This window comes from Streptomyces sp. NWU339 (assembly GCF_003143855.1).
Classification (GTDB): domain Bacteria; phylum Actinomycetota; class Actinomycetes; order Streptomycetales; family Streptomycetaceae; genus Streptomyces.
This window is the reverse complement of sequence record NZ_QFRK01000006.1, coordinates 98103-121371: the sequence shown is the minus strand read 5'-3', so window position 1 is coordinate 121371 and position 23269 is coordinate 98103. Positions and strand designations below refer to the sequence as shown.

At 71.3% G+C, this 23269-nt stretch carries 20 protein-coding genes and 2 pseudogenes; 11 read left to right on the top strand and 11 right to left on the bottom strand.

The features are described 5' to 3' along the window. Positions 1-53 precede the first annotated feature (53 nt). The 3 genes and pseudogenes from treS to DIZ27_RS09900 all read right to left on the bottom strand — a co-directional run bounded on the left by treS (position 54) and on the right by DIZ27_RS09900 (position 4251). The gene (treS, locus tag DIZ27_RS09910) at positions 54-1772 is read right to left on the bottom strand and encodes a maltose alpha-D-glucosyltransferase (protein WP_109377969.1); all 1719 of its coding nucleotides are present in this window, start codon (positions 1770-1772) and stop codon (positions 54-56) included. Then, positions 1769-3828: pseudogene (locus DIZ27_RS09905) on the bottom strand (alpha-1,4-glucan--maltose-1-phosphate maltosyltransferase). Before DIZ27_RS09905 ends, treS begins: the two are co-directional and overlap by 4 nt. A gap of 75 nt (positions 3829-3903) precedes the next feature. Beyond that, positions 3904-4251 (bottom strand): DUF5133 domain-containing protein, encoded by a 348-nt coding sequence (locus DIZ27_RS09900; RefSeq protein ID WP_109378097.1) that lies wholly within the window; start codon positions 4249-4251, stop codon positions 3904-3906. A 395-nt stretch (positions 4252-4646) separates the two neighbouring features. On the opposite strand from DIZ27_RS09900, the gene DIZ27_RS09895 reads away from it, so the two are divergent. Together DIZ27_RS09895 and glgX are read left to right on the top strand one after the other, a co-directional pair. Beyond that, positions 4647-5159 (top strand): pep a2, encoded by a 513-nt coding sequence (locus DIZ27_RS09895; protein ID WP_109377968.1) that lies wholly within the window; start codon positions 4647-4649, stop codon positions 5157-5159. After that, positions 5156-7300, top strand: a complete 2145-nt coding sequence (gene glgX, locus DIZ27_RS09890) for a glycogen debranching protein GlgX (RefSeq protein WP_109377967.1) — start codon at positions 5156-5158, stop codon at positions 7298-7300. The genes DIZ27_RS09895 and glgX overlap by 4 nt, the downstream gene beginning before the upstream one ends. Positions 7301-7343: 43 nt before the next feature. Here the strand turns inward: glgX and DIZ27_RS09885 are convergent, their stop codons facing one another. Further along, positions 7344-8147, bottom strand: coding sequence for a VOC family protein (locus tag DIZ27_RS09885; RefSeq protein WP_109377966.1), 804 nt, complete (start codon positions 8145-8147; stop codon positions 7344-7346). A 248-nt stretch (positions 8148-8395) separates the two neighbouring features. Here DIZ27_RS09885 and DIZ27_RS09880 point away from each other — a divergent pair, with 248 nt between their 5' ends. Continuing rightward, positions 8396-8734, top strand: a complete 339-nt coding sequence (locus DIZ27_RS09880; protein ID WP_181383463.1) for an ANTAR domain-containing protein — start codon at positions 8396-8398, stop codon at positions 8732-8734. On the opposite strand, the gene DIZ27_RS09875 is transcribed toward DIZ27_RS09880, so the two are convergent. Further along, positions 8682-9476 (bottom strand): RNA polymerase sigma factor SigF, encoded by a 795-nt coding sequence (locus DIZ27_RS09875; protein ID WP_109377964.1) that lies wholly within the window; start codon positions 9474-9476, stop codon positions 8682-8684. The genes DIZ27_RS09880 and DIZ27_RS09875 overlap by 53 nt on opposite strands. 540 nt (positions 9477-10016) lie before the next feature. Between DIZ27_RS09875 and DIZ27_RS09870 the strand changes: the two genes are divergently transcribed. Next, a complete protein-coding gene (locus DIZ27_RS09870; RefSeq protein ID WP_109377963.1) occupies positions 10017-10538 on the top strand; it encodes a hypothetical protein in 522 nt (173 codons plus the stop codon). Between the two features lie 7 nt (positions 10539-10545). Here DIZ27_RS09870 and hemC read toward each other — a convergent pair whose 3' ends face one another. Together hemC and DIZ27_RS09860 are read right to left on the bottom strand one after the other, a co-directional pair. After that, the gene (hemC, locus tag DIZ27_RS09865; protein ID WP_109377962.1) at positions 10546-11481 is read right to left on the bottom strand and encodes a hydroxymethylbilane synthase; all 936 of its coding nucleotides are present in this window, start codon (positions 11479-11481) and stop codon (positions 10546-10548) included. A 118-nt stretch (positions 11482-11599) separates the two neighbouring features. Then, positions 11600-12376 carry an NPP1 family protein gene (locus tag DIZ27_RS09860; protein ID WP_109377961.1) on the bottom strand — a complete coding sequence of 259 codons (777 nt, stop codon included), beginning with the start codon at positions 12374-12376 and terminating at the stop codon, positions 11600-11602. Between the two features lie 336 nt (positions 12377-12712). Here DIZ27_RS09860 and DIZ27_RS09855 point away from each other — a divergent pair. Next, positions 12713-13094, top strand: a pseudogene (locus DIZ27_RS09855) (hypothetical protein). A gap of 72 nt (positions 13095-13166) precedes the next feature. On the opposite strand, the gene DIZ27_RS09850 reads toward DIZ27_RS09855, so the two are convergent. Further along, entirely contained in the window at positions 13167-13997 is an 831-nt protein-coding gene (locus DIZ27_RS09850) for an aldo/keto reductase (RefSeq protein WP_109377960.1), read from the bottom strand. A 144-nt stretch (positions 13998-14141) separates the two neighbouring features. Between DIZ27_RS09850 and DIZ27_RS09845 the strand changes: the two genes are divergently transcribed. Beyond that, on the top strand, positions 14142-15161 hold the full coding sequence (locus DIZ27_RS09845) for a TauD/TfdA family dioxygenase (RefSeq protein WP_258308316.1): 1020 nt from the start codon (positions 14142-14144) through the stop codon (positions 15159-15161). Between the two features lie 37 nt (positions 15162-15198). On the opposite strand, the gene DIZ27_RS09840 is transcribed toward DIZ27_RS09845, so the two are convergent. Both DIZ27_RS09840 and DIZ27_RS09835 read right to left on the bottom strand, forming a co-directional pair. Then, a complete protein-coding gene (locus DIZ27_RS09840) occupies positions 15199-15954 on the bottom strand; it encodes a dienelactone hydrolase family protein (RefSeq protein WP_109377959.1) in 756 nt (251 codons plus the stop codon). Positions 15955-16134: 180 nt separating this feature from the next. After that, positions 16135-16755 (bottom strand): L-threonylcarbamoyladenylate synthase, encoded by a 621-nt coding sequence (locus DIZ27_RS09835; protein WP_181383462.1) that lies wholly within the window; start codon positions 16753-16755, stop codon positions 16135-16137. Between the two features lie 172 nt (positions 16756-16927). Between DIZ27_RS09835 and DIZ27_RS09830 the strand changes: the two genes are divergently transcribed. The 5 genes from DIZ27_RS09830 to DIZ27_RS09810 all read left to right on the top strand — a co-directional run bounded on the left by DIZ27_RS09830 (position 16928) and on the right by DIZ27_RS09810 (position 22565). After that, positions 16928-18448 (top strand): helix-turn-helix domain-containing protein, encoded by a 1521-nt coding sequence (locus DIZ27_RS09830; protein WP_258308315.1) that lies wholly within the window; start codon positions 16928-16930, stop codon positions 18446-18448. 601 nt (positions 18449-19049) lie between these two features. After that, on the top strand, positions 19050-20708 hold the full coding sequence (locus DIZ27_RS09825; RefSeq protein ID WP_109377957.1) for a catalase: 1659 nt from the start codon (positions 19050-19052) through the stop codon (positions 20706-20708). Positions 20709-20882: 174 nt separating this feature from the next. Beyond that, positions 20883-21206, top strand: coding sequence for a hypothetical protein (locus DIZ27_RS09820; protein WP_109377956.1), 324 nt, complete (start codon positions 20883-20885; stop codon positions 21204-21206). Between the two features lie 136 nt (positions 21207-21342). Next, complete coding sequence (locus DIZ27_RS09815; RefSeq protein ID WP_109377955.1) at positions 21343-21876, top strand: DoxX family protein; 534 nt, start codon at positions 21343-21345, stop codon at positions 21874-21876. A 125-nt stretch (positions 21877-22001) separates the two neighbouring features. Further along, positions 22002-22565 carry a hemerythrin domain-containing protein gene (locus tag DIZ27_RS09810; protein ID WP_109378094.1) on the top strand — a complete coding sequence of 188 codons (564 nt, stop codon included), beginning with the start codon at positions 22002-22004 and terminating at the stop codon, positions 22563-22565. Between the two features lie 67 nt (positions 22566-22632). Here the strand turns inward: DIZ27_RS09810 and DIZ27_RS09805 are convergent, their stop codons facing one another. Next, positions 22633-23172: a hypothetical protein gene (locus DIZ27_RS09805; protein WP_109377954.1), complete on the bottom strand. Its 540-nt coding sequence runs from the start codon at positions 23170-23172 to the stop codon at positions 22633-22635. Positions 23173-23269 lie beyond the last annotated feature (97 nt).

Sequence of the window (23269 nt, the reverse complement as noted above, 5' to 3'; positions counted from 1 at the left end):
ATGCGTGCCCCGGGCGGCGCGGGGGAAACCGCCCCGCCCGGGGTCGGCGGATGCTACGCGGCGTCCCCGCGCAGGCGGAACCAGTAGAAGCCGTGGCCCCCCAGGGTCAGCAGATACGGCAGTTCGCCGATGGCCGGGAAGCGCACCCCGCCGAACAGCTCGACCGGATGACGGCCCCCGAAGGCGCGCAGGTCGAGCTCGGTGGGCTGCGCGAAGCGGGAGAAGTTGTTCACGCACAGCACCAGGTCGTCCCCGCCGCTCCCGTCCGGGGGGGCCTGGCGCAAGAAGGCCAGCACGGCCGGGTTGGAGGACGGCAGCTCGGTGTAGGAGCCCAGGCCGAAGGCGGGGTTCTGCTTGCGGATCTCGATCATGCGGCGGGTCCAGTGCAGCAGCGAGGACGGCGAGGCCATGGCCGCCTCGACGTTGCTGACCTGGTAGCCGTAGACCGGGTCCATGATGGTGGGCAAGAACAGCCGGCCCGGGTCCGCCGAGGAGAAGCCGGCGTTGCGGTCGGGGGTCCACTGCATCGGGGTGCGCACCGCGTCGCGGTCGCCGAGCCAGATGTTGTCGCCCATGCCGATCTCGTCGCCGTAGTAGAGGATCGGCGAGCCGGGCAGGGACAGCAGCAGGGCGGTGAACAGCTCGATCTGGTTGCGGTCGTTGTCCAGCAGCGGGGCCAGCCGGCGGCGGATGCCGATGTTGGCGCGCATCCGGGGGTCCTTGGCGTACTCGGCCCACATGTAGTCGCGTTCCTCGTCGGTGACCATCTCCAGGGTGAGCTCGTCGTGGTTGCGCAGGAAGATGCCCCACTGGCAGCCGGCGGGGATGGCGGGGGTCTTGGCCAGGATCTCGGAGACCGGGTGGCGTGACTCGCGGCGTACCGCCATGAAGATGCGGGGCATGACCGGGAAGTGGAAGGCCATGTGGCATTCGTCGCCGCCGGCGGTGTAGTCGCCGAAGTAGTCGACGACGTCCTCCGGCCACTGGTTGGCCTCGGCGAGCAGGACGGTGTCCGGGTACTGGGCGTCGATCTCCTTGCGGACCCGTTTGAGGAAGGCGTGGGTGGCGGGCAGGTTTTCGCAGTTGGTGCCCTCGGCGGCGTACAGGTAGGGCACCGCGTCCAGCCGGAAGCCGTCGATGCCCAGGTCCAGCCAGAAGCGCAGGGCGGCCAGGATCTCTTCCTGGACGCGCGGGTTCTGGTAGTTGAGGTCGGGCTGGTGGGAGAAGAAGCGGTGGAAGTAGTACTGGCCGCGGATGGGGTCGTGGGTCCAGTTGGAGGCCTCGGTGTCGACGAAGATGATCCGGGCGTCCGGGTACTGTTTGTYGTCGTCGGCCCACATGTAGTAGTCGCCGTAGGGGCCGTCGGGGTCCTTGCGGGAGGCCTGGAACCAGGGGTGCTGGTCGCTGGTGTGGTTCATGACGAAGTCGATGATCACGCGCATGCCGCGCTGGTGGGCGGCGTCGGTGAACTCGACGAAGTCGGCGAGGTCGCCGAAGTCGGGCAGCACGGCGGTGTAGTCGGCGACGTCGTAGCCGCCGTCGCGCAGGGGGGAGGTGAAGAAGGGGGGCAGCCACAGGCAGTCGACGCCGAGCCATTGCAGGTAGTCGAGTTTGGCGGTCAGGCCCTTCAGGTCGCCGATGCCGTCGCCGTTGCTGTCCTGGAAGGAGCGGACGAGGACCTCGTAGAAGACGGCCCGTTTGAACCAGTCCGGGTCGCGGTCCCTGGCCGGGGTGTCCTCGAAGGTGTCCGGCACGGGCTCGTTGACGGTCATGATGCGGGTGACCCTCCGATCTGCGGGGTGGACGGTCGCGGAGCCGTGCCGTGCTCGTCYGKGGCCGCGGCGGTGGCGGTCGGCGCCGTGCGRCCGTCGGCWCCCCGGMCGAYGACGMGSRCATGCSCGCCGCCCGGTTCCAGCCGCACGTAGTTGGTGCTGCCCCAGTGRTAGGTCTCGCCGGTGAGCTCGTCGCGCACCGGCACCGACGCGTGCCGGTCCAGGCCGAGGTGCGGCATGTCCAACGAGACGGTGGCCTCCTGGGTGTGGTGCGGGTCGAGGTTGGCGACCACCAGSACSGYRTYSGAKCCSYTSCGYTTSSWGTASGCGATGACCGGCGTCSTKGTCSGYSTSGTGGAARYGSAGGTYYCKSAGCTGMGCGCAGSGCSGGGTKSKCCCGTCGGATGGTGTTGAGGCGGGTGATCAGGGGGGCGAGGGACTCCCCCCGGCGTTCGGCGCCCTCCCAGTCCCGCGGGGTGAGCTGGTACTTCTCCGAGTGCAGGTACTCCTCGGAGCCCTCCCGCAGCGGGGTGTTCTCGCACAGCTCGTAGCCGCTGTAGATGCCCCAGGACGGCGAGAGGGTGGCGGCCAGCACGGCCCGCACGGCGAAGGCGGGCCGGCCGCCGTGCTGCAGGTAGGCGTGCAGGATGTCGGGGGTGTTGGCGAACAGGTTGGGCCGCATGTAGCAGGCCGCCTCCCCCGCCAGCTCGGTGAGGTACTCGGTCAGTTCCCGCTTGGTGGTGCGCCAGGTGAAGTAGGTGTAGGACTGCTGGAAGCCGATCTGGGCCAGGGTGTGCATCATCGCCGGGCGGGTGAAGGCCTCCGCCAGAAAGACCACGTCGGGGTCGGTGCGGTTGATGTCGGCCAGGACGCGTTCCCAGAAGGCGACCGGTTTGGTGTGCGGGTTGTCCACCCGGAAGATCCGCACGCCCATGGCCATCCAGTGTCGCAGCAGCCGGCAGGCCTCGGCGGCCAGGCCGCCGGGGTCGGTGTCGAAGGCGAGCGGGTAGATGTCCTGGTACTTCTTGGGCGGGTTCTCCGCGTGGGCGATGGTGCCGTCGGGGCGGTGGTGGAACCACTGGGGGTGTTTGTGCACCCAGGGGTGGTCGGGGGAGCACTGCAGGGCGAAGTCCAGGGCGACCTCCAGGCCCAGCTCGCCGGCGCGGCGGACGAACCAGGTGAAGTCCTTTGCGGTGCCCAGTTGGGGGTGGACGGTGTCGTGGCCGCCCTCGGGGGAGCCGATGGCCCAGGGCACGCCGACGTCGTCGGGGGCGGCGGTGAGGGTGTTGTCGCGGCCCTTGCGGTGGGTGGTGCCGATGGGGTGGATGGGCGGGAGGTAGACGACGTCGAAGCCCATGGCGGCGATCGCGGGCAGCCGGCGGGCGGCGGTGCGGAAGGTGCCGTGCGGCTGGTGGGGGGTGCCCTCGGAGCGGGGGAAGAACTCGTACCAGGAGCCGTACAGGGCGCGTTCGCGTTCCACGAGCAGGGGCATCGAATCGCCGGTGGTGACCAGTTCCCGCAGCGGGTGGCGGGCCAGGACCGCGTCCACCTCCGGCGTCAACGCCGCCGCCAACCGGGTGGCGCAGGGCAGGGAGTCGTCGTGGAGCCGCTTCGCCGCGGCGAGCACGGCGGTGCGGCCGTCGCCCTTGGGCACTCCGGCGGCGGCCCGCTTGTACAGGTCGCCGCCCTCCTCCAGCACCAGACCGGTGTCGATGCCGGCGTGCACCTTGTTCCGCGCGTGGCGGCGCCAGGTCGTGATGGGGTCGCCCCACGCCTCGACGCGGTAGGTCCACTGGCCCACGATGTCCGGGGTGACCTCCGCGCCCCACCGGTCCGTGCCCGGCGCCAGCTCCCGCATCGGGATGAACGGCCGCCGACGGCCCTCGGGGTCCTTCAGGACGACGTTGGCGGCCACCGCCTCGTGCCCCTCACGGAACACGGTGGCCGTCACCTCGAACGTCTCACCGACGACGGCCTTCGCCGGCCGTCTGCCGCATTCGACGGCCGGCCGGACGTCCCGTACGGGGATACGTCCGATGGTCCGCGTCGTCTTCATGGGTCTGCACCTCCGCCGTGCTCGACGCCGGGCCGGCGCCCGGTCGTGGGGACCAAACTGAGGCGGGAAGGTCCATTACCTTCCCGCCGGGGAGCGCCGCTCGATCGACGGTGGGACCCGTCTCGCCGGGGCGGCCGGACGCGGCCTGTCGTTCGCCGCCGGACCGGGCCACGCGTTCGCGGCCGGACGAGTCCACTCGTTCTGTTCCTGCAGGTAGGTGACGGGACTGGTACGCAGATACCGTTCGGCGGCGTCGGCCGCCTCCCGCGCGCAGCGCTTTCCCATCAGCACACAGAGGGTGTATCCCGAGTCCTCGAACGTGGTGCGGACCGTGCGATCCGTCGGGGCGGCGAGCATCACGCGTTCCCAGGCCCGGTAGCGGCGCAACTGCCGGGCGACTTCGGCTCTGGCGGGTAGCAGCATGGCGCCGTTCACCTCTCCGTGGCTCGATGGGGCACGTACTCCCGACGGCAGGGTGACGGTCGTGCGTACGGCGGCACGGACCCGTGACGGCGATCGAGGGTATTCACACATGGTGCATGCGCGGTAACTCCGCGTCTTGTTGGTTTTTCAACCATTAAGAGGCGGTGCGCGGGTCGGGTGCGGACTGGATGCGGCTCGGCGGTGAGGCTCGGGGCGGGTCGCATCATGCCCAACTGCCGCCCCGGGCGCCTCGGCCGTACGCTCGTGTTGCACGGATGGACCAACCGGGTCACTCTGATGGTGACTCAGAAGCGCCAACCGCTCACGTTTCGTGTTCGGGGCTCGCCCCGCAGGGCGAGGTGAATCGGGAGCTTCGCGGTGAGGAGCCAACGACGATGAAGACGACAGTGCCCTGCTACTACCACCTCGACGTGGAGGTGAGTCCGGAGCGGGTGGGGCAGGTCAGCCGCATTCTGGCCGCCCACCTCCGGCACTGGGACCTGGAGAACCTGATGGAGTCCGTCTGCCGCGGCACCGAGATGCTGCTGCACGCCATCGACGAGCACGCCACCGACAAGAACACGTCGATCGAGATGTGGTGGAACGGCCAGCACCTCATCACGGCCATCGGGGACCACGACCGCGCGCTGCGCCCCGACCAGGAGCTGCGGAGCTGTCTGGAGCACATCGCGGCCAGCAGCGACGGCTGGGGCTGCTGTGCCGCCGAGACCGGCAGCAGGGTCATCTGGTTCTCGCGGCGGGCCCGGGCCGGCGAACGCGTCCCGCTGGTGCCGACCGCGCCCGGTCCGAGGCTCAGCGAGGGCCTGGACCTGCCCCGCGTGCTCAGTGTCGCCCAGCTGGCCGGGCTGGTGCGCACCCCGGCCGGCCTTCTGGAGGCGGCCCGGTGACCCGACGGAACAACCGGAAAGGGGCGCCCGTGTGGAGCGGGCGCCCCTACCCGCTGGGTGCGGTCCCTGACGGCGAGGGCACCAACTTCGCGTTGTTCAGCGAGGTCGCCGAACACGTCGAACTCGTCCTGGTGGACGACGCCGGCCGGCACACGGGCGTCCCGCTCACCGAGGTCGACGGATCGGTGTGGCACGGCTACCTGCCCGGTGTCGGCCCCGGCCAGCGCTACGGCTATCGGGTGCACGGGCCGTGGGCACCGGAAGCCGGGCACCGCTGCAACCCGGCGAAGCTGCTGCTCGACCCGTACGCCACGGCCGTCGACGGACAGATCGACAACCACCCCTCGCTCTACGAGCGCCGACCCGACGGCCCCGATCGGGCCGACAGTGCCGGACACACCATGCTGGGTGTGGTGACCGACCCGGCGTTCGACTGGGGCGACGACAGCCGGCCCGGCCGGTCGTACGCCGACACGGTGATCTACGAGGCCCACGTCAAGGGCATGACCCGCGCCCACCCCGACGTCCCCGCCGAACTGCGCGGCACCTACGCCGGGCTGGCGCACCCGGCGGTGGTGGACCACCTGACCTCGCTGGGGGTCACCGCGGTGGAGCTGATGCCGGTGCACCAGTTCGTTCAGGACGGCGTGCTGCAGAGCCGCGGCCTGGCCAACTACTGGGGCTACAACACCATCGGTTTCTTCGCCCCGCACAACGCCTACGCCGCCCACGGCACCCGCGGCCAACAGGTCACCGAGTTCAAGACGATGGTGCGGACCCTGCACGAGGCAGGGCTCGAAGTGATCCTGGACGTCGTCTACAACCACACCGCCGAGGGCAACGAGAAGGGCCCCACCCTCTCGTTCCGCGGCATCGACAACTCCTCGTACTACCGCCTGGTGGACGGTGACTGGTCGCACTACTACGACACCACCGGCACCGGCAACAGCCTGCTGATGCGCCACCCCTACGTACTTCAGCTGATCATGGACTCGCTGCGGTACTGGGTCACCGAGATGCACGTCGACGGCTTCCGCTTCGACCTCGCGGCCACGCTGGCCCGGCAGTTCCACGAGGTGGACCGGCTGTCGGCGTTCTTCGACCTCATCCAGCAGGATCCCGTGATCAGCCGCGTCAAGCTGATCGCCGAACCGTGGGACGTGGGTGAGGGCGGCTACCAGGTGGGCAACTTCCCGCAGCTGTGGTCGGAGTGGAACGGCAAGTACCGGGACGCCGTACGGGACTTCTGGCGCGCCGAGCCGCACACGCTCGGTGAGTTCGCCTCCCGGCTCACCGGTTCCTCCGACCTGTACGCGCACAGCAGGCGGCGGCCCCGCGCCAGCGTCAACTTCGTCACCGCGCACGACGGTTTCACCCTGCGCGACCTCGTCTCGTACAACGACAAGCACAACCTGGCCAACGGCGAGGGCAACCGGGACGGCGAGAGCCACAACCGGTCCTGGAACAGCGGCGCCGAGGGCGACACCGACGACCCGTCCGTGCTCGAACTCCGGGCCCGCCGCCAGCGCAACTTCCTTGCCACCCTGTTCCTTTCGCAGGGCATCCCGATGCTCTCCCACGGCGACGAAGTGGGTCGCAGCCAGCGCGGCAACAACAACGCCTACTGCCAGGACAACGAGATCTCCTGGATAGACTGGCGGCCGACCGACGAGCAGCGCGCCCTGCTGGACTTCACCCGGCGGGTCATCGCCCTGCGGGCCGCCCACCCCGTGCTGCGGCGGCGCCGCTTCTTCCGCGGCGAGAGCGCGCGCCGCGCGGGCCGGCACCTGCCCGACCTGGCGTGGCTGCTGCCGAACGCCGAGGAGATGGCCGACGACGACTGGCAGCGCTCCGACGCCCACAGCGTCGGCGTCTTCCTCAACGGCGACGCCATCGCCGAACCCGATCCGCGCGGCCGGCGCCTGGTCGACGACTCCTTCCTGCTGCTGCTCAACAGCCACTGGGAACCGGTGGGCTTCCGGCTCCCGGCGGCCGTCTACGGCGAACGCTGGACGGCGCTGATCGACACCACCGACCCGGACGGCGTCCCCGACGAGTCGGAGCACAAGGCGGGCACCCGGCTGACTGTCGGACCACGCAGCCTGGTGCTGCTGTCCAGGCCGTCACTCACCGCGAAATGAGACACGGGCGGGCCCGTCGGGAGCACCGCCCGACGGGCCCGGATCAGCGGCCGCGGCGCGAGGTCACCGTGAACTGGGCGCCCTCGTTGTCACGCAGCACGGCCTCGTCGTCCCGCAGGGCCAGCACGCTGCCGCCGTGCCGCTCGGCGGCGCGGACGCACGCGGCCACGTCCGCCACGGTGAAGTGGACCTGCCAGCGCGGCCGGATCGCGGGATCGGGGGCCGACCCCAGCGCCCCCGACTCGATGCAGGCGACCACATGCCCGTCACTGCGCAGCACCACCTCGTCGCCCTCGTAGACGACCTCGGTGCGGCCGGACCCCGCCGCACCCCAGTCGAAGACCTCGCCGTAGAAGATCGCGGCGTCGAAGGCGTCACGGGTGTGCAGCCTGATGAAGGCGGGCTGCGACCGGCGCCAGCTGAGCCAGTGGGTGAACAGCTCGCCCTCCCAGACGCCGAAGGTCGCGCCGTCCCGGTCGGCCAGCAGCGCCGCGCGCCCCGGAGGCAGGGAGAGGGGACCGACCGCCAGGGTGCCGCCACGTTCCTGCACCCGCGACACTGCCTCGTCCGCGCTGCGCGCGGCGAAGTACGGGGTCCAGGCCACGGCCATCCGCCACATGTCGGCCACCCCGGCGAGGCCGGCCACCGGCGCGCCGTCCACCAGGGCGATCCTGAACCGCTCGCCCAGCCGGGCAGGGCGCCACCGCCAGCCCAGCACGGCCGTGTAGAAATCCTCGGTCGTCCCGATGTCGCGACTGGTCAGGCTCACCCAGCAGGGCGTCCCGTACACGGAGTGGGCGGAGAAGACGTCCGTCGTACCGACGGGGGAGGGCATGTCGTGGTTCATGGCAGTCGCGTCCTGATCTCGTCGGCCTGGCAGCCATCTGCAGGACTCCAGTGTCCGGCCTGTACCGCTCCGGGCGCCTGCCGAGTACCCCGGTGAGGGCGCCGAAACGGTGACCGGGACATCTCGCGACGTCCGGGTGGCACCGGGCGGGGCGAGTGACGACGATGGAGGGGCGGGACCCTGGGTGAAGGCACCCGAGCACTGGGTGAAGACACCACGAGAGCGGCACACCGGACCCGGAGGTGACCATGCCCACGGACGGGGACGCGGACGCGGACCGGATCCTCCGGCTGGAGGAAGAGGTGCAGCAGCTGAAGGAGGCGGTCGTCTCGCACGCGGTGGTGGACCAGGCGATCGGTGTGATCGTCGCGATCGGGCGGGTGTCACCCGATCAGGGGTGGACGGTGCTGAAGGAGGTCTCCCAGCACACCAACGTCAAACTCCGCGACATCGCCGGGACGATCGTCGGCTGGGGAAGCACCGGTGTGCTGCCGCCGGGGATAGGGGCTGAGCTGGAGAGGGTCCTGGACCGGATCAGCCGGCCTCCGTCCGCAGCTCCTCGCGTACCTGGGCGAAACAGCTGCTGAGCAGCCGGGACACGTGCATCTGCGAGATGCCGAGCAGCTCGGCGATGCTGCTCTGCGTCATGCCCCGGAAGAACCGCAGATAGAGGATGAGCCGCTCGCGCTCCGGAAGTGCCTCGAGACAGGGCCGGACCGCCACCCGGTCGACGACGGTGTCGTAGGCGGGATCCGGGCCGCCGAGCGAGTCCCCGAGCGCGTAGCCGTCCGTACCGGGCATCTCGGCCTCCAGCGACAGCGCGGAGAAGCATTCGAGGGCCTCCGCGCCGGTACGCACCTCGTCCTCGGTCAGCTGCGCGTACGCGGCGATCTCGGCGGTCGTCGGGGTCCGGCCGGGAGTGGTCTGCGTCAGTTCCTTCACGGCGTGCCGTACCCGGTTGCGCAGGTCCTGGACCCGGCGGGGGACGTGCAGGGTCCACATGTGGTCCCGGAAGTGACGCTTGATCTCGCCGGTGACGGTCGGCACGGCGTACGCCTCGAAAGCGTTGCCGCGCGCCGGATCGTAGTGGTCGACCGCCTTGACCAGGCCCAGAGCCGCCACCTGGTACAGATCCTCCAGAGCCTCACCGCGCCCCCGGAAGCGGACGGCGATCCGCTCGGCCATGGGCAGCCAGGAACGGACGAGCTCGTCCCGCAGCGCCTTGCGCTCGGGGCCCTCGGGCAGCCGGGCGAGGCGGAGGAAGTCCTCGGCGGTGTCGGGTGCGTCGTGGTGGGGATGCGGCTTCGTGGTGCTGCCGGCGATACGCATGACGCGCACCTCCCTGAGCAGGTGCCGGGTGGACGGGCACCGTGGGAGCGCGGGCTCGGACCGCACGGAGGAGGTCCCGGGGCGGCGAGCCGGTTCCCACGGTCGTGCCTCCGGTCCGAAGCACTGGCCCTTTCATTCCCCCACGCCGCGCCGGTGAAACTGCTTATCGAATTTCCGGGGCGGGAATTCGCGGGAATGCGAGGCAATGTGCGACAGGCGCACGCTGTGAAATCACGGAAATTCATTGTGTGAAGTTCCGGAAGGCTCGGGGGAGCCGGTCGGTGGCCGGGACGCGGGCGGGCTCGCGTCGTACGCCGGTGGCGCGGCCCGCCCCTGGGCCCGTCGATGTGATCGCGCCACGGGACGTGATGTGCGGCACGCCGCGGTCCGGGCCGGACGGCCGGTCCGGCGGATCGTTCCAGCGCAGCGCTTGATCAGCGATCAGAGGGGATGAACCACCTGACCACGGCGCATTCCGCGCATTTGACAGTGCCGGGAGCCCACGGATAGGAAGCAGCGACGGAAGTGGAAAGGTGAACCGTGTACGAGCCGAACGTGGTCGGGGACTGGCAGGAGTACGACGAGCATGCCGGTCTGCGGGTCTGCGTCCACCGTCTGGAATCGGGTGAACCGCCCCGAGGACGGGACGACGCCGCCCAAGGACTGACGTACTTCAGCGTCCGTGTGACCGTCGAGAACCGTGGTGAGCGGAAATTCGGGATTCATCTCGAGGACGGTCAGGTCGACGTACGGACAGGGCCCGACGGGGAGAGCGCGTTCATCGACTGGCGCAACTCACAGTTCATCGAGGGATTCGACGTCTATCCGCTGCGCCGCGCCACCGCCGTGCTCTACGCGGCAGCCCCCGAGGCGTCCCTGAGTCATGTCGATGTCCAGGTCCAGCTCCGGGCCGACGAGGAGTGGACCGGCCGCCGCCTGTGGTCGGGGGCCATCGCCGTGCACGACGGGGCCGCCGGGGCCCCGGGGGGCGGGGCCAGGGAGGGCCTCGCGCACCAGCTGAGCGCGTTCCTCCGGGACCAGGCGGAGGAGGGCACCGCCTGATCCGCCGTCAGTGGGCGATTCTGCCGATGATCTCGCGGGCGCCCTGACGCAGCAGGGCCACGGCGACAGAGGTGCCGAGCGTCGCCGGATCCAGCCGGCCCGCCCACTCGTGGGCGTTCAGCCGCACCTTGCCGTCCGGTGTGAAGACGCAGGCCCGCAGCGACAGTTCGCCGCTCCGGTCGACTCGTGCGTACCCGGCGATCGGGCTGTTGCAGTTCCCCTGCAGCACATGCAGGAACATGCGCTCGGCGGTGGCCTCCCGATGGGTGTCCGGGTGGCCGAGGACGCTGACCGCGTCGATGAGACCGGTGTCGCCCTCACGGCACTGCAGTGCGAGGATGCCCGCGCCGATGGGCGGCATCATCGTCTCGGGGGAGAGGACCTCGCTGATCACGTCGTCCCGGCCGATGCGTTCCAGGCCGGAGACCGCGAGCAGCAGCGCGTCCGCCTCACCGGCGGCGAGCTTCGCCAGCCGCCGGTTGGCGTTGCCGCGGAACGGCACGCACCGGAGGTGCGGGTGGGTGGCGGCCAGCTGCGCCACCCGGCGCACCGCGGACGTGCCGACCCTGGCCCCGGCCGGGAGTTCGTCCAGAGTGAGTCCGCCCGGGTGCACGAGCGCGTCACGGACGTCGTCCCGCTTCAGGAACGCGGCGAAAACGGTACCCGCCGGGAGCGGGCGGTCGGCGGGCACGTCCTTGACGCAGTGCACCGCGACATCCGCCTCCCCGGCCAGCAGCGCGGCGTCCACCTCCTTGGTGAACGCGCCCTTGCCCTCCACCTGCGACAGGTCGCCCAGCCACTTGTCCCCGGTGGTCCGCACGGGGACGACCTCGGTGCGCACACCGGGCAGGGCGACCGCCAACTCATCCTGGACGCGTTTTACTTGGGCGAGCGCCATGGGTGAGTCGCGGGAGACGATTCGGATCAGTTCGGGGACCGGCATGGCGACACGATAGACCCTTCCGCTCGAATCCCCTTGCCGTACGGACCGGTTGGGGGTCCGAACGGGGGATCCGTCCGGCCCCCCCGGTGACGGGCGGTCAGCTGTCCGGAAGCAGGGGTCAGGCGTTCGGGTCGAACGGTATGCCCGCCGGCTTCGCCGCGGTCAGATGGGAGGCGAAACTCCCGTCCTTGAGGCCGAAGTTCGCACTGCCGAAGTTGTGGGCGACGAGTTTGTCGCGCAGTCCGGCCGGATAGCCGTTCCATCCGACCAGCGGTGGGAACTGCCAGCTGCCCTTGTGGTTCTCCGGCGGTTCGTCACCCGGACCGGCGAGCCGGAAGCAGTGCGTGCTGATGCCGTCCTTGTGGTACACGATCTTCGGGTGTGTCCCGTCGAAGCGGACCGCCGACCGGGCGTGGATCGAGAACGAGCCGTGGTTGGACGTCGCGACGTACTGGGCGGTGTCGTTCTGCACCCACACCACGACATGCTCCCAGTCGTGGCGGTGGCCGCCGAGGCTGATGCCCGGCAGCGCCTGGTCCTTCTCGAAGTACAGGGCGTAGACGATGGCGCACCAGCCGTTGTTGCACTTCGAGCGCGAGTAGCCGTTGGTGTTGTCCAGGTCCGGGGCGTCACGGCAGTTGCCGTTGAGGGCGCCGGTCGGGTTGAGCCCGGGGTTGATCGCTCCGTCCGGGCCGATCGCGGGTGTGGGGTAGCACCCGTCGGTGTCGTAGTCGTAGGCGGGCTGGAAGGTCTGGTCGAGACTGTCCGCGTTCGCCGGCAGGGCCGGCGGCGGAGCGGCGAAGGCGGTGGCGGGGAAGGCGACGACGAGAGCGACGGCGCCGGCGAGACCGGTCAGCCATCTCCTGCGGTGCGTTCGGAACGTGCTCGACGACACTGCGTCCTCCTCATGGTCCGGGCGCAGCCCAACGGCTGTGGGGAGCAAGGGAGTTCAGCATCCCGGTTGTGCACTTCCGTGCCAAGGGGCCACGGGCGTACCGATGGTGAAGCGCTGCCCAACACTCGACGAGCCGTTACCGGATCACTCCATCTCGTCCGGAATGCCGGCGGACGCCTTCTCGGGCGTGAGATCCGGACGGGGCGCGCGGCCCGACGGTTTCGGCCTGCGCCGCCCGGTCCCGTTCGCGCCGACCCCGGCACGAACGGGAGGCCCGGTGCCCCTGCATACTTACTGTCCGGTAAGGCCGTGCGGCGGGTCGGCAGAGGAGGAACCATGCTCCGGTCCGATCGCTCGCCCCTGCTGCTCGCGGGCCTCCCGGCCGTCGCGGGCGCCACCCGTTTCACGGCCCCGCGCCGGTTCGCCCCCATCGTGCCGCGCTCCCTGCCCGGCTCGCCCCGGGCCTGGACCTACGCGAGCGGCGCCGCGGAGCTCGCGCCGACCGCCGGAGTGGCACTGCCGCAGACCCGTAAGGCAGCCGCGCCGGCCACGGCGGCTTTCTTCGTCGGGGTGTTCCCCGCCCATGTGACGATGGCCGTCGAATGGAGCCGCCGTCCCCACACCGCAGCGGGCCGCGGCCTGGGGACGGCTGCTCCTGCAGGTGCCACTGGTGCTGTGGGCGCGCGGGGTCGCCGGAGGTACGCAGGGCCGATCGTGAGCGGGCGACCGCGGCAGCGGTGACGACGTGGGCCGGCAGGCGGAGTTCGCCGGCGGCCCGGGGACGGGGCGGTCAGAACTCCTCGTGCACCTCCGGGTCCCCGCCGATGCGCCGGTGGGCCCGGTCGGCGATGGCCCGCATCTGGGCGGCGTCCAGTTCGAAGCCGAAGACGTCGAGGTTGGCGCGCTGCCGTCCGGGATCGGCCGACTTGGGCACGGGCAGTGCGCCGAGCTGGATGTGCCAGCGCAGCACCGCCTGGGCCGGTGTGACCCCGTGGGCCTCGGCCACCGAGGCCACGGTCAGGTCGTCCAGCACCTGTGAACCCCGGCCCAGCGGGCTCCAGCTCTCGACGAGCACGCCCTTGTCCGCGTGGTAGGAGCGCAGCTCCTCCTGGGGGAAGAACGGATGCAGCTCGACCTGGTTGACCGACGGCAGCACCCCGGTCTCCTTCTCCAGCCGTTCGATGTGGGCGGGGGTGAAGTTGGAGACCCCGATCGAGCGTACGAGCCCGTCCTCACGCAGCTTGATCATGGCCTTCCAGGAGTCGACGTACTTGTCGACCCGGGGGAGCGGCCAGTGGATGAGGTACAGGTCGACGTACTCCAGCCCGAGACGCGCGCGGGACTCCTCGAAGGAGGCGAGGGTCTCCTCGTAGCCGTGGTGGCGACCGGGGAGTTTCGTCGTCACGACGACCTCCTCGCGCGGGACGTCGGCGCGGGCCACGGCACGGCCGACGCCGGTCTCGTTGCGGTAGTTCGTCGCCGTGTCGACGAGGCGGTAGCCCATCTCCAGGGCCGCCGTCACCGACTGCTCCGCCTGTGCGTCGTCCATCGGCCAGGTGCCCAGACCGAGGGCGGGGATCGTCGTGCCGTCGTTGAGTGTGTGGTTCGGGATGCTGATCACGAGGGGACCCTCCCATGGACAGTGCCGTCACCCTCCAGCCTCACCGACCGGACGGCCAATGATCAACCTGACGGGCGGGCCGGACGGACGGCACGCACTCGTATGAATCGGCGGGATCCGTACAGATCGACGGAGAGGGCGCACATGACGACGGGCGGAAGCGGTGTGGGCGGGGCGGGCGGAGGGAGCACGGAGCGCGGGGCGGGCGGAGGGGAGGACGTCGAGAGGAACGCCGGTGTCGAGGTGTGTCCGGTCGCCGGGCACATCGGTGCCGAGATCACCGGCGTCGACCTCGCCGACGAGCCCGACGACGCCGTGATCGCCGCCGTCCGGGCGGCGGTGCTGCGCTGGAAGGTGGTGTTCTTCCGCGGACAGCGCCTGGACCACGCCGGACATGTGGCGCTGGCGCGGCGGTTCGGTGAGCCGGTCGTGCTCCCCCGGCGCGGGAAGGCCTCGCCGCCCGGCTTCCCCGAGATCGAGACGACCGCCGACCGGCTGGAGCTCGGCGGACGGTTCGGCATGGAGCACGGCGAATGGCTGCGGCGTCGCCGCCACACCCTGCTGCGCGGCTGGCACTGCGACCACGGCGCCCGCGTCGATCCGCCCGCCGCGACGATCCTGCGCGCGGAGACCGTCCCGCCCTACGGAGGCGACACCACCTGGTCGAATCTGGCCGCCGCCTACGCCGGACTGTCCGCTCCGGTACGGGAGTTCGCCGACCGGCTGCGCGCCGAGCACCGGCTGGGGGTCGGCTACCAGCCCCGGCCCGGCGGCGACGCGTATCTGCGGCACCTGCTGGACCACCAGACCGCCTCCGAGCACCCCGTGGTGCGGGTCCACCCGGAGACGGGGGAGCGGGTGCTGTTCGTCAACGGCTACTACGTCGAGCAGATCACCGGCCTGTCCCGGCCGGAGAGCCACGCCGTCCTGGAGATGCTGCTGGAGCAGGCGACCCGGCCCGAGTACACGGTGCGCTTCCGGTGGGAGCCGGGCAGCGTGGCGTTCTGGGACAACCGTGCCACCATCCACCTGGCTCCGAGCGACGCCGCCCACCTGGGCCACCCGCGGATCATGCACCGGGTGATGCTGACCGGTGACGTGCCGGTGGGTGTCGACGGCCGCCCCTCGGAGCCGATCACCGGAACCGCCCCGGGACGTTGGTGACCGGCCGATCAGCCGTCCGCCCCCGTTCAAGGGCCGCTCAGAAGGCGCGGCTCAACAGGTCCAGCAGCGCGGCCCAGTGACGCTCGTCCGCCTCCTTGTCGTACGCGGCGGTGTCGGCCTGTGTGTAACCGTGGCGGGCTCCGGCGTACACCTCGCAGCGGTGCCGGACCCCGGCCGCGGTCAGCGCCTGTTCCAGACGCTCGATCTGCTCCTCGGGCATCGACGGGTCCTGGTCGGCGTGAGCGAAGTACAGTTCCGCGGTGATCCTGTCGGCCAGCAGATGCGGGCTGTCCGGCGCGTCCGGCGCCAGCCCGGCCCCGTGGAACCCGGCCGCGGCGGCCACCCGGTCCGGGTAGGTGCCGGCCGTGCGGAGGGAGAGCACCGCGCCCATGCAGTAGCCCGTCACCGCCACGGGACCGCCCGCCACCGCGGGGTGGCCGGCCAGCCACCGGAGGTAGGCGTCGGCGTCGCGCATGGCCCGCTCCGGCGTCAGCTCCTGCATGATCGGCGCGATGCGCCGGAAGATCTCCGGCCGTGCCCGCGGGTCGATGAACTCGGGCAGCTCGGTCACGGGAGCGGGCCCGTGACGGTAGAACACGTTCGGCACCAGGACGGTGTACCCGGACTCCGCCAGCCGGTCGGCCATGGCCCGCAGCCCCGGACGCAGCCCGAAGGCGTCCATGTAGAACAGGACCGCGGGGCGGGGAGCGCCGTCGGCGGGACGCGTCAGATAGGCGTCGGCGGTGCCGTCCTCGGTGGCGATGTGAGCGGTGGTTCCCTGTACGGCGGTCATGACGGGCAGGCGCCTTCCTACGGGATGTCGGCCGGGATCCGCGCCCGCGGCACGGGACGGATCAAGCCCATCCTGACACGACACGGGACCGGCACTTCGGCCGTATCCGGGTCGACTCGGGCGAGGAGACGCTTCTTTGCTCATCACGTCCGTGTCTCCTCCCCACGCCCCCGACCGCCCCTACTCGAACCGTGAGGTGTCGCCCGCGCCCCGCCGTACGATCTCCGCCTCGCCGCCGGAGAAGTCGATCACCGTGGTCGGCTCGGTGCCGCAGTCCCCGGAGTCGAGCACCGCGTCCACCTGGTGGTCGAGCCGGTCCTTGATCTCCCAGCCCTGGGTCATCGGCTCGTCCTCACCGGGCAACAGCAGGGTGCTGGAGAGCAGGGGCTCGCCGAGCTCCGCCAGCAGCGCCTGGGTGACGACGTGATCGGGGATGCGCACGCCGACGGTTTTCTTCTTCGGATGCTGCAGCATGCGCGGCACCTCCTTCGTCGCGGGCAGGATGAACGTGTAGCTGCCCGGCGTGGACGCCTTGACCGCGCGGAACACGTCGTTGTCGATCCGTACGAACTGGCCGAGCTGCGCGAAATCCCGGCACACCAGAGTGAAGTGGTGGCGGTCGTCCAGCTTGCGGATGGTACGGATCCGCTCGATGCCCTCCCGGCTGCCCAGTCGGCAGCCGAGTGCGTAGCAGGAGTCCGTGGGGTACGCGACCAGGGCGTCGGCGCGGATGCTGCCGGCGATCTGGGCGATGGTGCGCGGCTGGGGGTTGTCGGGGTGCACGTCGAAGTACTTCGCCATTCACCGAGCTTATGCCGCCCGGGCGGCAGGACCGCACACCCCGGCCGGTGCCCGCCCGCGCCACGGCCGGGCACCCTGGACACTGTGTCCGGCCATGGTGAGCTCGACGCATCGGTGGGGTAACGTCCGGGGCCGGGCGGAAGACGGCCGGCGGAACGAGGGGAAGACCGAGGTGGCAGCCCGTAGGGACGGAATCCGGCGGCCGGAGCCGACGGCAGGGGAGCGATCGGAGCAACCCGGGTGGGCACGGGAACTGCTGGAGCACCTGCGGCCGACGGGCCGTGACGTCCGCAGGATCGTCGACTGGCTCGCCGGCACCGTGCACGCGTCGGTGGCTCTCCGGGACGCCTCCGGCGCCCTCGTCGCCGGGACCGGGCTGCCGCTGGACGAGGACCTCGTCGCCGCTGTCACCTCGGGCCGGATCGCCTCTGCGGCCTGGGAGGACGGCGAGCACCACCTGCGCCTGGTGAAGGTCGGGCACCCCTTCGAGGTCTGGGCACTGGCCGTCTCCCGAGACGCCCCGTTCGACCGGCACAGTGCCGACGTCGTCGCGCACACCGCCCAGGTCGTCGAGCTCTTGCTGACCGCCCGCGAGACCGCCGCGGCCGGGCAGCGGCTGCGGCGGGCCAGCGCCGACCTGCGGCTGGCGATCCTTCAACTCCTCATGGTCGAGGACACCGTCGCCGCCCGCCGGGTGGCCGCGGGACTCTGGCCGGGCCTGCTCGACGCCGACACGGCATGCGTCTACGTCGTCGAGTCGGAGCCAGCCCACCGCGACCGCCTCGCGGAGGAGTGCCTGGACACCACGCGGGAGGAGGCCCTGGTCGTGCGGTGCCCGGCCATGGACGGGCACGTGATCGTCGTCAGCCCCCGCGAGGCCACCGCCGGCGAACTGAAGTCCCTGGTCGAACGGCACCCGGACATCTTCCTCGGGGGCAGCGTCTGGCAGAGCCTGGCCCGGACCGCCACCGCGTACGGGCAGGCCGTCAGCGCCCTCGCCGTGGCGCGCTTCCGCCCGGACAAGACGGCGGTCTACGCCGAGCGCACCCATCCCGAGCGGCTGATGGACCCTGCGGCCCTGCGCGGCTGGGCGGCCCGGCTGCTGCGCCCACTGGACGCCGTCTCGCACCACATCCGCGCCGAGCTCCTCGCCACCACCCGCCTCGGCCTGGAGTTCACCGCCGTCAACACGGCCAAGATCCTCGGCGTGAGCCGCAACACGGTGCGCGCCCGCATGGAACGCGTCGAGACCATGCTGGGTACCGACTTCGACGACGTCACCGCCCGTGCCGTCGTGCACCTGGCGCTGCACACCCAGATCAACCTCCAGGACGGACGGGCGGGCGGCACCTGCGCGACACCCGCCCCGGGGCTCACGCACCTGGTGTCCGGGCCCGCCGTACGCTCCTGGGCCGAAGGGCTGCTCGAACGGCTGGACCGGGACGCCCGCCCCCTGCGGCGCACGCTGCGTACCTGGATCGCCGCCGGCGTCAACGCCGAGCGGGCCGCGCAGCTCCTGGGCGTCCACGCGCAGACCGTGCGCGAGCACGTACGCAGTTCCGAGCCGGTCCTGGAACGCCAGCTGCTGGCCGCCGGGACCGACCTGTACGAGGTCGTGCTGGCCCATCTGGCGCTGGGAGACCTCGAGCACCCGGTGTTCACGGGCCCCGCGCCGGCGCCCTCATCCGGGTGAACGACGGACCGGATTTTCGACGGTTCCGTGGCCGACCGCGCGGGGTGAAAAGGGTTTTATCGGACTCACTTGTGCACGGCTGAGTGCTGTGGTCGGCGCAGCGGGCATCGGTGCGATACACACCCGTGTCGCCGTTCACATAGGTTCGTCCCTGCCGCGGGAGCACGACCGGAACGGGGGACCGGTCGCGCTCCCGCGTGTCTTTCCCACCAGGACCCGCCGCCGGCCCGTCCCATGACAGTCGTGGCGGCCGCGGACGGCCCGCCGTTCTCGCACCGACCCGCGCGCCGCGGGCGTGCGCGCCGTCGCTCCGAGTCGCCGCTCTCCGCGATGCACGGCAGCATGGCCCTCGTACGCACGCCACCGGCGGGACGCGCGCGATGCGCGCGGCCAGGCCGTTCGGCGGCGGGAGGTTCCGCGAGCGGGCCCCGGCCTCCGGGGCCGCGTGAGCGACCACGCGGCCCCGGAAGCCGGGCAGTCCGCGAGCCCGGGACACCGGAGGAACACACCACCCGGACCGGCCGCGACGGCCGGCCCACGGCCACACACCACCGTGTCCCGGCCCGCCACCAGCCATGAGCAGCCGAAGGAGTCCACGAACATGACGGACGTTTCGAGCCGGGGTCCTGCCCCGGGCGACGACCGCAAGGTACTCACCAACCGGCAGGGCCATCCGGTCCACGACAACCAGAACCAGCGCACGGTCGGCGCCCGCGGGCCCGCCACGCTGGAGAACTACCAGTTCCTGGAGAAGATCAGCCACTTCGACCGGGAGCGCATCCCCGAGCGCGTCGTGCACGCCCGGGGAGTGACCGCATACGGTCACTTCGAGGCCTACGGCACCTGGGGGGACGAGCCGGTCAGCCGTTACACCCGGGCCCTGCTGTTCCAGGAGCGCGGCAAGCGTACGGACGTGGCCGTCCGGTTCTCCACCGTCATCGGCGGACGCGACTCCTCCGAGGCCGCCCGCGACCCGCGCGGCTTCGCCGTGAAGTTCTACACCGAGGACGGCAACTGGGACCTCGTCGGCAACAACCTCGGCGTCTTCTTCATCCGGGACGCGATCAAGTTCCCGGACGTCATCCACGCCCTCAAGCCCGACCCCGTCACCTTCGAGCAGCAGCCGCGGCGCATCTTCGACTTCATGTCGCAGACGCCCGAGTGCATGCACATGCTGGTCAACCTGTTCAGTCCGCGCGGCATCCCCGCGGACTACCGTCACATGCAGGGCTTCGGCGTGAACACCTACAAATGGGTGAACACCGAGGGCGAGACCAAGCTCGTCAAGTACCACTGGATGCCCAAGGCGGGCGTCCGATCCATGACCGAGGAGGACGCCGCGAACGTCCAGGCCGGCTCCCTCGGCCACGCCACCAAGGACCTCTACGAGGCGGTGGGGCGCGGCGACCACCCGGAGTGGGAACTGCTCGTCCAGATGATGGACGACCACGACCACCCGGAACTGGACTTCGACCCGCTCGACGACACCAAGACCTGGCCCGAGCAGGACTTCCCGCCGAAGCCGGTCGGCCGGATGGTGCTCGACCGGATGCCGGAGAACTACTTCGCCGAGAACGAGCAGATCTCCTTCGGCACCGGTGTCCTCGTCGACGGCCTGGACTTCTCCGACGACAAGATGCTCGTCGGCCGGACCTTCTCCTACAGCGACACCCAGCGCCACCGGGTCGGCCCGAACTACCTCCAGCTCCCCGTCAACCAGGCCAAGGCCGCCGAGGTGAACACCAACCAACGCGACGGCCAGATGACCTACTTCGCGGGCCAGACGGAGGAGAGCCCCCAGGTCAACTACGAGCCGTCGCTCATCGGTGGCCTGCGCGAGGCCAAGGAGCCGTCGCACGACGAGCAGGGCCCGGAGATCCGGGGCTACCTCACCCGCAAGCGCATCCCCCGCACCAACGACTACCTCCAGGCGGGCCAGCGCTACATGCTCATGGAGGACTGGGAGCGCGACGACCTGGTGAAGAACTTCGTCGACCTGATCTCCCAGTGCGACCGGCCGGTGCAGGAGCGCATGGTGTGGCACTTCCTGCTGGTCGAGAACGAGCTCGGCCGCCGGGTCGGCGACGGACTCGGCATCGCTCCGGGGGACGTCGCCGGTCTGGAGCCCCTCGCCGGCCAGGACCTCACCGACGAGGACCGCAAGCGGCTCGCCAACCTGGGCGACAACCCGCCGCGTGACGTGCGGGGACTGACGATGACCCACTGCGTCCCCGACGAACGGCACGTGGTGAACCGTTGAGCAGGTCACCGGCCCCCGGGCCGGCCCCGCCACGGGGCCGGCCCGGGGGCGTTCGCGTCGTGCGCCCCTTCGCGCCCGGCACTCGCCCCCCGACTTGTCACAACTCGTCACGCAGGACGGTGAAAACGCGCTGCCCGCCGATCGAACGGGCCGGTTCCGGGGACCAATCGAGTCATGACAAGCGCATCGTTCCAACGTACCCTCACCCTGCCAGCCTCCGTGTGCGACCAGGCCGCACAGCACCTGGAGCAGGCCGCCAAGCGGACCGTCGACGGGGCCGGGATCCCGTTGAAGGCTTTCCGCGCGGCCGCCGACAGCGACTACACCCTCCCGGTCTCCGTGGTGGAACAGGCCGCGGCCTGCCTGCTCGTCCTGGCCACCGAGACCGCCCAGACGGTACGGCCGTCGGCGCTGCGCGCCACCATCGGCGTCGCCCTGAGCCTGCGCGACGCCGTCCAGGCGGTCCGCCGGCCCGCGCTCACGAACCGGTTCTGGTGAGGCACCGTCCGCCGTCACCGGAGCAGGTGTCGCCGAATGGCCCGTTCCCGCGGGGGAACCCGGCGACCCGCACCACGGACCCCACCGACAGCACCCTGATACTCCCGAGACCCCCGATACCCACCAGGAGAAGGCCATGAGTCTGCTGCGCGCCGTCGGCCGCCCGATGCTGGCATCGATGTTCGTCGCGGGCGGCCTGGAATCCGTTCGCAACCCCAAGGCCGTCGTCCCGGTCGCCGAGCCCGTCGTCCGGCCCGTCGCCGAACGCGTCGCCGTGCTCCCGGACCGCACCGAGCAGACCGTACGGCTCAACGGCGCCGTACAGGTCGTGGCCGGGCTGCTGCTGGCCGCCGGACGAGTCCCACGCACCGCCGCGCTCGCACTCGCGGTCACGCTCGTGCCCACGACGCTCGCCGGGCACCGCTTCTGGGAGGAGGACGACCCCGCCCAGCGTGTCCAGCAGCGCATCCACTTCCTCAAGAACCTGGCCATGCTCGGCGGTCTGCTGATCACCGCCGACGACACCGGAGCCGCCCCCTCGCTGCTGTGGCGCGGCCGTCACACGGCCCGCGAACTGCGGCGCGACGCCCACCTGGTGCGGCACGCCGCCCGGGCGGGAGCCCGCCCCGCCGCGGTGGCCGCCCGCGTCCGGGCCAAGCTGCCCGGCTGACCCGGGACCCGTCGGTTCGGTGAGGGAGCCGACGGGGGTCCGGATCGCGTTAGCCCCCCGGAGCCCGGGGAACCCAGAGGCGGGTGGACCCGGCCGGGTGCCACCACGATCCGGAGGTGAAGAACATGGGACACGGAGGCAACGTCATCGACGAACTGGTGACCGATCACCGGGAAGTCGAGGATCTCTTCGGCAAGATCGAGGACCTGCCGCCCGGCCACAAGGACCGCAAGGTGTACGCGGACCAGGCGACGATCGAGCTCGTCCGGCATTCGGTGGCGGAGGAGGCCTACCTCTACCCGGCCGTGCGCGAGTACGTGGAGAACGGGAACACCCTGGCCGACAGGGAGCTCGCGGACCACGCCAAGGCCGAGCAGGTCATGAAGGACCTGGAGAGCCGCGACGCGGAGGACGCCGAGTTCGACCGGCTCGTCGGCATGCTGATGGGCGAGATCCGCGAGCACATCGCCGACGAGGAGCAGAACCTGTTCCCCAAGCTGCGCGCGTCCTGCTCCCCGGAACAGCTCGACCAGCTCGGTGACAAGGTCCGGCAGGCCAAGAAGACGGCCCCGACCCGGCCGCACCCCGCCGCCCCGGACAAGCCCCCGGCCAACAAGCTGCTGGCACCGGGCGCCGGCCTGGTCGACCGGCTCCGCGACGCGCTGAGCGGTCGCGGCAAGCTCGGCTGACGCCGTCCGTGGACCTGCCCGGGCCGCCGCAAGCGGTCCGGGCGGAGGGCGCGTACGGGGCCCGGCGTCAGGCGGTGAGCGTGTGGTCCGGACGGAGACGGTCGAGCAGATGGGAGCGGTGCAGCTCGGCCACGGGCGCCAGCAGGTCGGGGTGGCGCAGCAGCGCCGCTGCCCTCCGGTCGGTCTCGTCGGGTGCGAGCAGCCGCCGGAACTCGGTCGGCGCACCGGTGGTGTGAGTTCCCCCGGCGAGCGCGGTCACGGCGTGGGAGGCCATGTCCGGGTCGGCGAGCAGGCAGGCCGCCCAGCTGGTCACGACCTCGTCCACCCAGGTGCGCCAGGCGTCCGTGTCGTCCGGGGCCTCCGGGTCGGAGTCAGTGCCGCTGTCGACTCCGGTGACCCCGTCGAGCCGTGCCGAACCGCCCGGGCCCGCCAGGCCGACCAGAGCGGCGTCCATCGCCGTCGGATACCGGAGCCACGCGGCGACCGTCACCGCCTGCCGCGCCTGCACCTCGCACAGGGCGGAGGCGAGCGCTCCGCCGGAGGCGGGGAAGGAACGGGTCAGCCACTGCGTGGTCGCCGCGATGACAGGGGAGAGATCTGCTTTCACTGCCGGGCCGTCCGAGCTGGTGGGGTCAAGGACTTCTGCCCGGAAACGGTAGCTTCCGGCGCACCCGGCCGGATATGGCCCCGGTCTCCTTCGGGGC

Excerpts from the sequence above, each read along its gene's own strand:
- DIZ27_RS09880 (WP_181383463.1), top strand. The coding sequence starts at position 8,396 with ATGCCCACGGACGGGGACGCGGACGCGGACCGGATCCTCCGGCTGGAG.
- DIZ27_RS09895 (WP_109377968.1), top strand. The coding sequence starts at position 4,647 with ATGAAGACGACAGTGCCCTGCTACTACCACCTCGACGTGGAGGTGAGT.
- DIZ27_RS09875 (WP_109377964.1), bottom strand. The coding sequence starts at position 9,476 with ATGCGTATCGCCGGCAGCACCACGAAGCCGCATCCCCACCACGACGCA.
- DIZ27_RS09825 (WP_109377957.1), top strand. The coding sequence starts at position 19,050 with ATGACGGACGTTTCGAGCCGGGGTCCTGCCCCGGGCGACGACCGCAAG.
- DIZ27_RS09900 (WP_109378097.1), bottom strand. The coding sequence starts at position 4,251 with ATGCTGCTACCCGCCAGAGCCGAAGTCGCCCGGCAGTTGCGCCGCTAC.
- DIZ27_RS09815 (WP_109377955.1), top strand. The coding sequence starts at position 21,343 with ATGAGTCTGCTGCGCGCCGTCGGCCGCCCGATGCTGGCATCGATGTTC.
- DIZ27_RS09835 (WP_181383462.1), bottom strand. The coding sequence starts at position 16,755 with ATGGCGAAGTACTTCGACGTGCACCCCGACAACCCCCAGCCGCGCACC.
- hemC (WP_109377962.1), bottom strand. The coding sequence starts at position 11,481 with ATGCCGGTCCCCGAACTGATCCGAATCGTCTCCCGCGACTCACCCATG.
- DIZ27_RS09820 (WP_109377956.1), top strand. The coding sequence starts at position 20,883 with ATGACAAGCGCATCGTTCCAACGTACCCTCACCCTGCCAGCCTCCGTG.
- DIZ27_RS09840 (WP_109377959.1), bottom strand. The coding sequence starts at position 15,954 with ATGACCGCCGTACAGGGAACCACCGCTCACATCGCCACCGAGGACGGC.
- DIZ27_RS09885 (WP_109377966.1), bottom strand. The coding sequence starts at position 8,147 with ATGAACCACGACATGCCCTCCCCCGTCGGTACGACGGACGTCTTCTCC.
- DIZ27_RS09845 (WP_258308316.1), top strand. The coding sequence starts at position 14,142 with ATGACGACGGGCGGAAGCGGTGTGGGCGGGGCGGGCGGAGGGAGCACG.
- DIZ27_RS09810 (WP_109378094.1), top strand. The coding sequence starts at position 22,002 with ATGGGACACGGAGGCAACGTCATCGACGAACTGGTGACCGATCACCGG.